Source organism: Providencia sp. 21OH12SH02B-Prov (assembly GCF_027362595.1).
GTDB lineage: Bacteria > Pseudomonadota > Gammaproteobacteria > Enterobacterales > Enterobacteriaceae > Providencia > Providencia zhejiangensis.
Window position 1 is genome coordinate 1,519,378 of the sequence record NZ_CP114796.1, and the last position, 13,568, is coordinate 1,532,945.

The following is a 13,568-nucleotide window of genomic DNA, read 5'->3' on the forward strand; positions in this document are numbered from 1 at the left end:
TAGTTATAACTTTTCTAAGTTAATAGTGTTACAACGGGTAAGTGAATCATAAAGTTATCATTTTTTATATATCTAAAGGGAAGCGTGGCATTGTCTTTTTAAGGAGAATATTTGAGTGTCAAATACTAATTCAGGTGACGGTGAACGTATTGCAATGCTGGGGTATGTACCGCAGTATGAAATAGCAGCAGGCCTAATATATGAGGCTTTGCTTGATGGAAGTCTTGAGTGGTTTCGAGTGGCAGATCCAGATGCAGGAAGCTTGGATGACATACTTATAGCGACTACTGGTAAGCTTGATGCATATCAGGTGAAATGGGCGGAATACGTTGAATCAATTAGTTATGCAGACTTTGTAAGAGATAGCACTACAAAGCAGGGAGACGAAAAGCTTAGCCTTTTCAGGCAGCTTGCAGAAGGATGGAAACACTTAAATAAAAATTACAAAGAAAGAACTGTAAAAGTTCATCTGCTTCACAAATTAGTACCTAGCTCAAACCCTAGCGCAAAGATTCCTTTAAGCGATACAGCCCCTCAACATGCTCACTTTCAATCTTTCTTAAAAGAATGCTGGTTTGACAGAAGATGGTGTGAAATTGGCCTTGATAAAGTAGCCGCATGTTGGAAAGAGGCACTGTTGGACCTACAGAAACGGTCAAATTTTAATGATGACCAATTTTTGAATTTTATTCGTTGTTGTGAGCTTGAATTCAACTATAAGCGACCAACTGATATCCCTATAGCCAATCAGGGACAAGCAAGAAAACAAGAAGATGTTGAAAAAATATATAACCTACTGACGAAAATGGCGGGAGGTGAACGTCGAATTATTGAGCTATCCAAAGATGATATGTTGGACAGGTTAGCGTGGAGTCATAGGTTTAAGCATAAGTTTGTTCACGAATTTCCTATCGACCGAACCTATCAAGAAATTGAAGACACTGTTGGTGCTATATCTGATGTTTTATCAAAAATTAAGCAGGGCTATGTCGCATTGCTTGGAAATCCAGGCTCAGGGAAATCAACAACGCTTACTCATACTTTAAAGTATAAAGCAGGATATAAATTAGTTAGATATTATGCATATGTTCCCGATAGCACTTATCAAGGGCGTGGTGAAGCAACTACTTTTCTTCATGACATCACCTTGTCGCTAAAAAATCATGGATTTCGTGGTGAAAGTTCTGGGCAGTCAGGCTCAAGAGAAGAATACCTATCGTTGTTAGGAGAGCAGCTTCAGCAAGCCCATGATAAATGGAGAAATGATGGCGTAACTACCGTCATCATGGTTGATGGGTTAGACCATATTCAGCGAGAGCAAAATCCTCTACAGAGTTTGTTGTCAGATTTGCCTCCCCCTAATACCGTTCCTGATGGAGTAATATTTGTTCTAGGTAGCCAAACGTTGGAGTTGAACGATCTATCTAACACGATAAAGGAGCATGTCAGACATGAAAGTCGAACTATTGTCATATCTCCTTTGACTCGGATAAATGTCTATGCAGCCATAAACAAATGGCCAGGTTGTTCGGAACTAACAGATGATAATAAGAAGAAAATTTTCGAAAAGTCATTGGGACACCCACTATCTTTGGTTTATTTGCTGCAATTTATTACTAACGGATCGGGTAGGGATTATGATAAAGCTATTGATGATTTCCCTCTTTACCAAGGGCATATTGAGCAAAGCTACTCAGTTTATTGGCGACAAATAGAGAGTAATCAGAAGCTTGTTGACTTGCTTGCATTATTGTCAAGATTGAGAGTGCCAATAAATACTCAAGTACTTGAGAAATGGTCTGATCATTCAACTATTCGCGCTTTTATTTCAAGTGCATCTCACTATTTCAAGAAGGATAGTGAGATAAGTTGGCGTTTTTTTCATAATAGTTTTCGACAGTTTATTTTAGATAAAACGAGCCGAAACTTATTTGGTAATTTTGATGACTCAAAGAATGTTGAATATCACAAGGTATTAGCTGAGCACTGTATTCAATCGTCTAAGTATAATGATCCAATGCGATGGGAAACAGTTTATCATCTTTTTAATGCTCGGCAGATGGAAGCTGTAATTGATACAGGAACTCAAGATTACTTTAGAGACCAGTTCTTTAACCTTCGGAATACTTCGAGTTTAACAGATGATATTGACGCTGTTCTATTGTCGGCGAAGGAGCTGAACGATCCACTTGCCTTAGTGCGATGTCTTTTAATTGAACACGAGCTTAGAGAGCGAAGAGATGCCCTTAATGAGGTTGATGTACTTAATCTCTTATTTTCATCGGAAGGGGTGAGTTCAGCTCTCAGCTATATATTCGACGGAGAGCTGCTAAGGGTAAGTGATTCAGAGGCACTCAAGTTTTCTAAAGTTCTTGCTGAGAACAAATTCTTTAATGAAGCAAAAAGGGTCTTTGAATCTGCTGAGCCGCTAAGTTACTTATCGGGTGGTGACGCTGTTGTTCCGCATTATGGTGAAACCGAAGATTTGAAACGGTGGGCTGATGTAGCTCATTATTTCATACCGCTAGGCGACATTGTCTCAACTATACACCAAACGAAGTATGAAGTTGATGATGTGGGAGCATGTAGCGGAAATGATGAAGATCTGCATGCTCGCTTAATTAGACGGTTGGTTAATGGTATTTATGAAACAAAAGACGAAGGAAAAATAGGTGAGCTTTTTTCTTTCTTGTCAGAAAAAAATGAGATCTTTGATAGTGTTATAAATTTATGTTTTTCCATATGCATTAACCAATATCCATTGGCTTTGGTAGACGCCGCATTCGAGGCAGTAATTGACTGGTCTAAAAATGATGACTTGGGCTTTTCGGATAAGTTGCTAGTTGCTGAGTTGGATTATAGAGCCAATGGAAGTGTAGAAAAAACTAAAGAATTGTTTGAAAATTTAGAACAGCCAAAACTTTATAAACATGGAGATCATGGCCAATGGAAGAACTTAAGTCCATTCACAGATAGAATTCGTCTTAATAGACTACGAGCAGCTCTGGGCCAAGGGGTTGATCCTGTTAAGGTAGTCCCAAATGAAATTAAAGAAGAGTATACAGGAAACGTCTTGTTTGAACGTGCTTTAGTGAGATTTTCAAGTATTTGGGGACGGGGTTGGGCTGGAGATAAATTGCTACCAAGCTTTATTGTTCAAGAAATAAAGCCATCATTTGAATTGTTACGAAAGCCTTATAATCAAACAAGAAGTTGGATTGGGTGGTATGAGTTCAAATCAGCTGCTGTTGATTATTTTAACTTCGCAATAAGCGCTACTGCTCAACATGGGCATGATTGTATTTTGGCTCTAGCTGATGCTTTTAGAAAAGATTGGGATAGACGGTATTGGCCGACTAGTTGGCGCAGAGAAATTGCTTTCACTTTATATAAGGAAGGGTATGGCAGGGAGGGTTTAGTTGACGTACTGGATCAAATCGAAAAAGAGATCCCCGAGCTTGATGAAGTACACTCCAAAATATCAGAGTACTACGAACTTTCTATAATGTGGTCAAAGATTGGTAAGTCAGAACGAGCGGCTAGTTTGTTACCAAAAATCTTCATGGGTTCGTTTGGAATATATCATAGGAAAGATAGGCAATTTTCCCATTGGGTATCGTGGTTAGGTAAGTTTATCAGTCAATATCCTGATTTAGCTTATGATGAAATATGTCGATTTTCTTTGGCATTAGTGGACTTGGAACGGTCCGGAAATGGTCGTGGTACGCAGGAGGCCGGAGTTGATCTCATCACTATGGCCACAAGTTGGAATCCGGGATATGGTTTAAAACTCTTGAGGTGGTTATTCGATCATAAAGGACTTGATTATGCTCCGGGTCTAACAGGGTTGTTGTCTGGAATGCTTGATGGCTCTAGTCCACCATTGAAAGAAATATCAGTGATGGCCAGGAAGTTGCTAATCCCTTTCGAAGAGTACAATCCTTCTGATCTGCCTAAAAAATTAGTGTATCAGTGCTGCCAATCTTCTGATGATGGAGTGAAGGATGAGATAGAAGAACTTATTGCATCTATCAATACACATTCATTACCTTCAAATCGTTACTCATGGTTAGAAGGGATAGCACTTGGCGTCAGGGACGCGGGATTGGACAATAGTTTGTATGCATCAATGGCAATTTCTACCCCCCAAGAAAAGCATGTTACTCATGAACCTTATCTGACATTAAATACTGGGGAAAAACTTACAGATGAAGAGGCTCAGCTGAAAGTAAATTCTCCTGAAAGTCTTTTTCAGCTTCTTCGATCTGTGGAGTCGGTTGATTATTTTCGCTGGATAAACTTAATACAACCTTTTTTAAAAGGTATGAATGTCGCTCAATTAGAGGAACTCTATAAGCTCTTAAAGCCAGTTAAGCCTGATAATATTGTTGTTGCTTGTATTGCTGGTGCATTGTCTTCACATGGTGAAGTGGATAAAGCGAAAAATTTATTAGAAGGTTTATTCGATAACTCAGATGCTAAAGGTTGGGATTTGCATTGGGATGGGGGGTCTAGGCTGTCGATTTTCAGAGCCCTTGTTGAAATTGATGCTAAACAGTGGCGACCTAAAGCGCTCGCTTGTTTAGTCGATGATTATATTGGTGAATATAGGTATCCAAGCAGTTTAATTTGGAACTTACCAGAACTTGTCGATATCCTCTTTGAGGATAAAGATGTTCTGCCCATTTGGAAGGAAATCAAAGAACATGTATACCAGCTAGACGTTTTTGAACAAGGTGCTGAGAAATCACTGGCACTGTTAGATGACATTGGCGAGAAAAAGGATGCTAGTTTACTCGTTGAGTTTGCATTCAATATGCTTGATGTTGCTACTCCTGAATTAGGGGTTATGGCTCATCAGGTAATCGTTGATTTGGTTAAAATTGAAGCAAATTGGCCGGAAATTCTTAAACAAATAGCTAATAGAATAGACAAAATTGGGTTGACTCAGGTAAAAGTAGTGTCTTTGTTAAGTAGTTTGGTAAACGATTTCAAAGGGTTTGTTCTTCTATTTGAGCTGGAAATATCTTCACTATGTGCGTCAGAAGACTTTAGTGTAAGGATGATTGCTTTGGATTTGTCTAGTAGGCTAGAAATCGAAGGTAGCCTACCTCGACATGAACGTTCAACGTTATCTTTGATATACGAATTGGAGTTACCAGAAATAAGTAATAGGAAGGAAGCTATTCCTTTTTCAGCTATCCGCCCAGGTGAAGTACTTCCTGATATTGATGACCCAATTGAGTTGCTTAGACCTTTGATAACCGAAGCGAAGCTTGTGGCTAATATGTCAAACGTGCCGTTTGAGAATTTAGCCTACAGAGTTTGTGAGTTTATGAAAACTTTGATTCCAGAGAATGAATGGAATAAGCAAGCTGAGGAAACTTATAGAAACTGGCTGGAAGGGATTGGGCTCAAGCTGACCTATCATCGACTGAGACCAAAAATGGCAAAGCTAGCACTCTCTTATGTGGTTTGTGAATTATTTGACGCGGGGAGAATACCTTCTCAAGAAGTTGATCTTCTGCGAACTATTTTCAAACGTAGTGATGAATTGTTATTGAAGCTTGAGCCCGCTATTAGACCTGAATGTATTGTTGTACGGAAAGCAAAAGATCGAGATATACCTCATAACCACGATGAATGGTTGGGAAATATTGAACAAGGTATTACACAATTTGTTGATCGTATAGATACTGGAAAACAAATTGTTGGTGAACTTACAACTTGGCGTTGGTTAGATTGGGATTTACCGACGGAGGTTCGCATGTCTACAGTCTGTCATCCTGAATGGAATGATGATGTAGAAATTACTTCACCTTATGATTTCTTCCCAAATATGATGCATTGGTCTGCAATTGATTACCCTGAAATCACTGCTACCAGAGAACCATCACTGGTAATTTATGGTACAGGTACATACATCGATCATGGAGGCGTTGAGTGGTTAGCATTAAATCCATCAATTGGTTTGTTCCTAGGTTGGTCTGTTTCTGATGAAGGAGTGTTTCGCTGGATCAATGAGAAAGGGGATGTAATGGTTGAAAGTATCTACTGGAAAGATGGTCCTATTTCTCGACAACCACCTAAAATAGATGATATTTGTTCTAATGGATGGTTTGTCATTGCCTCTGACGAGGCAGTTGAAAAAATCAAGGAAGTCATTGGCGAAGCGATAAAAGTAAATGCAGTAATACGCAGTTATGGTAGAAATGCATACGAGCCTAACATTGCTTTCATCAAACAGAGAGTTAATTGGTAGTCAAACTGGTATCATTGTGCGCTGTTGCAGAGATATGCTAGAGGTAGCTATTATGCTCTAGAGAATGTCGAACGGAAAGTGAATATTAGGTTCAATTCATTCTGTAAAATGCGAAACGCATACCGCAACTTCGGTATCGAATATATTCAATAAATCGTATCATTTAAAAATACTTTTTCCATGAATAAAATACAAATCCAAAAATAAATTTCTGATTCTGATGTAAAGCGATTAAAGTTTTATTACGTGGCTATGACTCGGCCTTCACATCTCCTTTGCTTGGCAATGAAAAGGAGCTATACCGAGAATAAAAGTGGAGAAATAAACCAAGAGGAAGTTGATGTGTTGAGGAAGCAAGGATGGAGTAAAATAGCTGCTGTCAATCATACAGGAAGATGTGATTGGTTGTAATGTAACTAATGCCCGCTTTTGGCTGTAAGTTCAGCTGATGGATGGTGTATACTCTGTGCTGTTACAGTACCAGCTCAAATTTGAGCTGGTACAAATAAGTTACCCAACTAACGATATTCCCCTTATCCCGCCTTCTATAATACTTCCCCTGTCAGCCGATTCAATAAAATCAGCCCACCATTGCATCATGGGGCGTCTTTGCTCTAGGTAGTCACTGCGGTTATAGGCACGTCTCACTTCGTTTTTATCGACGTGGGCGAGGGCGGCTTCAATCACATCAGGTGGGAAGCCTTGCTCATTGAGAGCGGTACTAGCAATTGAGCGAAGGCCGTGTGAAACAAGCACACCACCAAACCCAGCGCGTTTTAATGCAGCATTGACAGTTTGGCTGTTCATTGGCTGAGTAGGCTTGATACGACTAGGAAAGATAAACTCACGATTACCACTTAATGGTTTCATTAGCTCTAGAATAGCTAAAGCAGCGTCAGATAGTGGAACCGTGTGCTCACGGTTCATCTTCATTCTAGCAGCCGGTATCTTCCATTCCTTGGTTTCAAAGTTGATTTCGTCCCAACGGGCTTCAGCGGCTTCGGCAGGGCGTGAGATGGTAAGCAGCTGCCACATAAACAAACATCTGGTAGGTAAGATAATATTAGCTGTACGCATTGTTTGCATGAGCTGCGGTAATTGCTCAGGGCGAATACTTAGCATGTTTTTTTTCTTTGGTTTTTCAAAAGCTTTGCCAATGTTGATACTTGGAATAGCATCAATTAATCCAGTATTTTGAGCATAGATCATCACTTCGTTGATACGTTGACAAAGGCGACGAACAGTTTCTAATGCACCTCTGGCTTGAACGGGTTGTATTGCTTGAACCAATATATGCGCTTTGATATCGGTAACGCTGATATTACCTATAGCGGGAAACACATCTCGTTCAAGTGAACGCCAAATATCGTTACCATAATCTTCGGTTACAGTGGACTTCTTCACTTCCCACCAACGTTCAGCGACAAGTTGAAAGGTATTGGTTTTGGCTTCTTGAGAGTTTCTTATTTGATCTTTCTGATATTCTTGAGGGTCAATATCTTTCGCCAGTAATGAGCGAGATTCCGCTCTAAGTTTTCTAGCATCGGAAAGTGTGACTGCTGGGTAGGCCCCAAAACTTTGTTTGGTCCTTTGTTTTGTATAAGGGCGGTAGTAACGGAATTGCCATAACTTGCTTCCGCTAGATTTGATTAGCAGTGTGAGTCCATCACCATCATACAGCTGATAGTCCTTGTCCTACGGTTTAGCTGCTTTGATTTCGGTATCGGTTAATGGCTTAGTTTTTCTTGCCATGAAAAATCTCCATGCGTTTAGGCCCAACAAAGATGTTAGTTCTTTTCGTTGGGCCTATCAATGGGCCTAAAGGAATTAGCTTGGGTGGGATAAAATAGGACAGTGTAGGACATAAAAAAGCCCGCAACTCATTGAGTTAGCGGGCTTTTCAGTCTTCTTTGGACGTCCTTAGAAGATAATTTGGTGGAGCTGGCTTGAAGCTCCTCCCCAATACAACTAGTTGATTCTTCTATCTATGTCGATGAGGTTAATGGCACAATAGTGTGGCACAGTTAGTTTATGGCTACAAGCGTGGGCATTGAGGTTTACTTTCAGTTCAACTCCCTTTTAAGGAGCTGAACTCAATTCTGTTTTCTATGGTGCTGTTGCAAGTTTTTTATAGCCAATTAGTGTTTCAGTATCAGTAAAGTGAGATTCCCAATGCGGTAATCTTTGTTTTCCAGCAACCATTATTGGAGCTAAATCTGACGCTTTATCTATTCCAATAAGGCATTTAATTTTATTAAAATAAGTTTTAGAACTTGCTCTAACAAATATTTCTAATGTTGGATTGAATCGATTAAGATATAGCATTGTTTCAGGATACCAGCGACTATATTCACCACGATGGAGAACTGATGATCTTAAGTATAAAATAAAATCAGCCTGCATTATATGATTAAAAGCGATATCAGTATGAGCGTTTCTTTGTTCTAATAAGTCTGCTCGTAGAGATAATCGTCTGAGTTCTAGTCGGCTATTTCTATATTCAAATGATTTTAAATATTCACGAAAAATATCATAGCCGACCATTACATCTCTGCCCAAACTGGATATATTACCGACATAATATTGCTGTGTAATAAACTGGTTAGCTAATATAAACCTTTCATTTTTAATAAGTATTGCTATGAGATATAAGTATAATTCGTGAATAATAAATTTGAAGTTATCATAATCCCAATCTGACCATTGACTAGTGTTAGGTGGTGAATACATATAAGGAATCAATGACTCAAAGAAATTGTGAAGTTTTGAAATATTTTCTTCTGTTGGAGCATATTGAGCTATACTTGTAAATAGAGAGATAGCCTCATTTCTGAATGGTAGGAACTTTTCTATATTATCGATAACTTGATCATCAAACTCGCCAGTTTTTTCTGTAATTCTAAAATTTTCAAGGTTATTGGCAAACATTGTTAGGTATTCATCAATAGCACCAGCCATGAAAGATTTATTTTCACGAATTGCAGTAACTGCTCTTTTATAACATGCTGTTGTTCCAAGAGTGATGCTGTCAGAATCATCAAGAAATGATGGGCGTTTGCCTATTTCAGGCTTAACAAATAGTGGCTTATTATAAATCCAGCGTAATAGTTGCTCAAAGCCCTCGTTATAGTTGTCTTGTTCACTGAAATCTATATACATTCGAGATTTGTAATAAACAGGCAAGTATGCTTTTCCACTACTATCTTTTTCTGTAACAATAGCAACAAATTTGCTTTGCTCTTGCTGCTGGTATACTTCACTCGATATGATCTGTGTCTCTGTGCCAACTCCGCCAGCTCTGCCATTTGCTTTTTCAGCATACATTTTATCACTGATGATTATTACTTTTTGTATTTCAGGATCAGTAACCATTTTTTCCATGAATGCAATGGCATCATGGCCTTCTTTTAAATCCCATTTGTCTAAAATAGCTTCAACGCCAGACTCCCTTAATTCAGTAGCTAAATTCAAGACAAATTGCTCATGGTCAGGGTTAGACCAACTATACGAAATAAATAATTTAGGGTTGTCCATAAGTTCATCAATTCCGAAAATCAGAGTTAAGTATTCAGGCTGAATTATAACTTCTTGGAGATGAAATGAAAATCAAAAATGCTATATATAGTTGTGATATCCTCATAAATGTACAATATGTTGTTTTTCATCTTGAGTCTTGAGTGTCGGACAATTAAGGGGAAATCAAAGAATCTTTAATTTCAATAGGTTAAAAGTTAAGTAGATCAAAATAAACGGCAGGATAATTAGAAAACATTAATGCTTAACATACTAAATGTGAGTTGAATATCTTTAAATTGTGACGTACTTCATTAGCAATACGTTGAAAATCGAATTGATTAGATAGCCTAATTTATCTATATGTCATATGCTAATTCATATAGGGAATAATGTTTAGTTGGTATAGGTATATGTCAAAGAATCCACTTGCAGAAGCGCAGCGTGAATCAGCAGGAGCGAGTACTTTTGGGAAATATAACTTTCAGTTTCATTGGGCTCTTTGTGAAATTATCAAAAAGCATAAGAGTAAGAATGAGTACGCGTTACTTATTGAGTATCATGAGGATGTAGTAATTGCGAGTAGTTTAGACCCTGAGAATGCTCAGTTTGAATTTTACCAAGTAAAAAATCAAGGGGCTACGTATACGCCATCATCACTAACAAAAAGAAAGAAAGGAGCAAATAATACCTTTAAAAGCTCAGTACTTGGTAAGCTGCTTAGTTCTTGTGTTAACACAACTTATGCGAACCGAATTGTTAAAATTGGGTTGGTTTCATCAAGTGGTTTTAGCTTAAGTATTGACGAGGGGCTTAAATTAGATGTCATCAAAATAGGTGATCTTTCTGACAATGATTTAGCTAGTTTAACTAAAAATATAAGAGATGAACTAGGAATTGAGGTATTACCAGAACATTTACAGTTTATTGTTCCTGAGATACAACTAGAAAATCAAGAAGATTATGTATTAGCTCATTTTGCTCGTCTTGTTGATGCATTATTCCCTGGAGCATTATGTAATCCAGTGAATATATATCGCTCTATTGTTGATGAAATGGGGCGTATTGGTCGTGTAGAGTATGACTATAAAGATTGGGCAAGACTTATTGATAAAAAATCACTTACATCTTCGGACGTTCAGAATGTGATAGTTCAATATTCACGGCATCCTAGTGTTGATGATTTAAAAAGTGCTTTTGATGATTTAGCTAATGACCTAGGTTGGCGTTCGAAGCAGAAACGCCAATTTAAAAGCAAACTTACTTTGCTAGCATTACGGAGAGCTGGTTTTATGAGCGCCCTAGATATTGAAATTACAAACTCATTTAAAAGGTCGCATAGCAAAATCTCTGAAGATGTCTATGCTGATGATTCCTCATATGTAGATGCTTTGCACCAACAGGCTATTGATGATGGCTTACTTAGTAAAGTAAACGACCCTGAGGAATTACTTCTAGAAGTTATATACAGTTTTTTAACGGCTTAATAATGCAAAAAAATTACAAATTATTGATTAGAAATCTTAGGAAACGAAAAAATGAAAGGCTTGCAATTTCAACGTCTAGTTCTATTGTCAGATTCGAAAAAATTGGCGAATCAGTACACGTTTCCGAAGCGGCTCAATCTCGTTACAGGAAAAGACAATAGTATAGGTAAGTCTACTTTAGTAAAATGCTTATTTTGGACTATTGGTTGTGACCCAAAATTTGATGAAGAATGGAAGTCTCACGATGTTAAGGCTATCTTATATTTTAAGATAAACCAGCAAGAGTATATTGTGAGCCGTTATTCAGATGGGATCTATTTTGGACTAAAAAACTCTTTATTGCAGCATTATTCTAAAATAACAGGGCAATTTTCTAAAGATTTTGCAAAAGAAGTTGGTTTCGATTTATTGTTAGCAAGCAAAGATGGTAATTTAGAATGCCCACCACCAGCGTTTTACTTTTTACCATTTTATATTGACCAAAAGAAAAGTTGGGATGAACCTTGGAATGGATTCGAAAAGTTACAGCAATATAGTAACTTTAGAACGAGTCTTATAAAATACATTTGTGGCTATTTATCAGTTGCTCATTTCCAACTTGAAGAGGATATATTCGAACAAAAAGAAATAGATAAAGCAGCAATTCATCAAGTTGAACGAATTGAAGAAACAATGAATGTTCTTAAAGAAATAACTCCAGAGCTTCCAGTTGCTATTACACATGCGGAATTAGAATCTATTCAAGCAGAAATAGAAAAAGATCTCATAGAGTTTTCGAATCGTCAAACATCTCTATTCAATAGTCAATCTATTTTAGCAAATGAAATTCATGAGTTAGAGCAACAATATTATATTGTTAGAGCATCTGTAGTTGAACTTGAAGAAGACTATACTTTTGCTGTAGAAAATGTGCCATTGAATTCTCTAGAATGCCCGTTATGTGGTGTTGAACATGACAATTCATTACTTAGTCGAGCTGGACTATTGGCAGATAAGGAAAGCCTACAACAACAAGCAAATAGTATTGAAAATATCCTCAAAGAAAAGTATAGGCAACGAGATAGTTTGTCAAAAGAAATAAATTACCTTACTTTTGAAATAGATAGGATTAATGAGAAATACTTAAAAGAAGATCTTCTAGAAAATAGTACTGATGAACAGCAAGTTTTTGAAAGTGCTTTATACGCACTGTCACAAAAAAAAGTAAATAGTAATGTTCTTCAAAAGAAAGAAACATTTATTCTTCAATCTAAAAAAGCTAAAGAAAACCAAAGTGACATAAAGAAAGAACAGCGAAAACTTCTTAAAAAGAAAGATAAAGATGAATTAAATGAACTATTTATCGGTAATTTAAGTGAAAATATTATTAGCTTAGCTGCAACAGGGGTAAATTTAAATGGTGTAAAATCCCCAATGAATTATAAAAAAATTCTTGGTGGGGGGGCAGCGGAAGGAACTCGAGGAATATTAGCATATCAGCTAGCTGTTCTTAGACAAATTGAGTATGCTAATAATTGTCAGATCGCCCCTTTTGTTATAGATACTCCTAATCAACAAGAACAAGCTAAACATCGATATGAACAAATTATTGATGTTGTTACTGATAATATTTCTGATAGTTATCAAGTAATTCTTTGTGCAATGGATGATAATGAAACTCTATCTACATATAAAAAGAGTGCTCATATTATAGAGCTTGACGATAATAAATTGTTGCAAAGAGAATTCTATAAACCTCTTCGAGAAGAGTATGAAAAGGTTATTCTTTCTAATATAAAAATTGTTAGAGAATAATTATTCAACTCGATTCTATCTATAAATTGTTATTGAAGTGAGTATGTCATATTAACTGTTTTTGCAATAAGTTTGATCGTTTAATGATAGCAAGTCCGAAATATAATGGACTTGCTATATTAATCACACTTTCTTTTGTATTGGTACGCAGAAAAACACGGCATGCATTGCGGGTTCATTTTCCATATTTTTAGCCATTTCTTTTATAGCACCTACACAAGTTTCATATTCATCATCTTCAAATACGTGAAGTTCTGAATACGGCGGGGTTTTACCAGCTTGAGTGCCTTTTCCTCCAGCCAGTACACCGCTGAGGTAAGGCCCCGATGGATAGTACATCGGTGTTTCTCTACATGCAGATTTTATGGACATGCCTTTTGTGCCTGCAACGGTTAGTTGACTTTGAGCTTGCTTACATGTTTCCATATCATTGTATGTGCCTACAGGGTTGGTTCCCATAGCAACAGAGCCGAGCATAAATGACAGATATAATGATGCGTACATATTGACCT

The 13,568-nt window shown here is 37.4% G+C and carries 5 protein-coding genes and 1 pseudogene; 3 read left to right on the top strand and 3 right to left on the bottom strand.

Annotated elements, in window-relative coordinates; translation table 11 throughout:
- Positions 1 to 115: 115 nt before the first annotated feature.
- Positions 116 to 6,262, top strand: a complete 6,147-nt coding sequence (locus tag O7C57_RS07230) for a hypothetical protein (RefSeq protein ID WP_269723821.1) — start codon at positions 116 to 118, stop codon at positions 6,260 to 6,262.
- A 510-nt stretch (positions 6,263 to 6,772) separates the two neighbouring features.
- Here the strand turns inward: O7C57_RS07230 and O7C57_RS07235 are convergent.
- Positions 6,773 to 8,014, bottom strand: a pseudogene (locus O7C57_RS07235) (integrase).
- Between the two features lie 354 nt (positions 8,015 to 8,368).
- A complete protein-coding gene (locus tag O7C57_RS07240) occupies positions 8,369 to 9,796 on the bottom strand; it encodes an SEFIR domain-containing protein (RefSeq protein WP_269723822.1) in 1,428 nt (475 codons plus the stop codon).
- A 392-nt stretch (positions 9,797 to 10,188) separates the two neighbouring features.
- On the opposite strand from O7C57_RS07240, the gene O7C57_RS07245 reads away from it, so the two are divergent.
- Both O7C57_RS07245 and O7C57_RS07250 read left to right on the top strand, forming a co-directional pair.
- A complete protein-coding gene (locus tag O7C57_RS07245; protein ID WP_112843662.1) occupies positions 10,189 to 11,262 on the top strand; it encodes a DUF4297 domain-containing protein in 1,074 nt (357 codons plus the stop codon).
- A 51-nt stretch (positions 11,263 to 11,313) separates the two neighbouring features.
- Positions 11,314 to 13,056, top strand: coding sequence for a hypothetical protein (locus O7C57_RS07250; protein WP_112843663.1), 1,743 nt, complete (start codon positions 11,314 to 11,316; stop codon positions 13,054 to 13,056).
- 123 nt (positions 13,057 to 13,179) lie between these two features.
- On the opposite strand, the gene O7C57_RS07255 is transcribed toward O7C57_RS07250, so the two are convergent.
- Positions 13,180 to 13,560 carry a hypothetical protein gene (locus O7C57_RS07255; RefSeq protein ID WP_112843664.1) on the bottom strand — a complete coding sequence of 127 codons (381 nt, stop codon included), beginning with the start codon at positions 13,558 to 13,560 and terminating at the stop codon, positions 13,180 to 13,182.
- Positions 13,561 to 13,568 lie beyond the last annotated feature (8 nt).

What these genes read in the sequence shown, in the direction of transcription:
- O7C57_RS07240 (WP_269723822.1), bottom strand. Translation starts at nt 9,796, where the DNA reads ATGGACAACCCTAAATTATTTATTTCGTATAGTTGGTCTAACCCTGAC.
- O7C57_RS07245 (WP_112843662.1), top strand. Translation starts at nt 10,189, where the DNA reads ATGTCAAAGAATCCACTTGCAGAAGCGCAGCGTGAATCAGCAGGAGCG.
- O7C57_RS07250 (WP_112843663.1), top strand. Translation starts at nt 11,314, where the DNA reads ATGAAAGGCTTGCAATTTCAACGTCTAGTTCTATTGTCAGATTCGAAA.
- O7C57_RS07255 (WP_112843664.1), bottom strand. Translation starts at nt 13,560, where the DNA reads ATGTACGCATCATTATATCTGTCATTTATGCTCGGCTCTGTTGCTATG.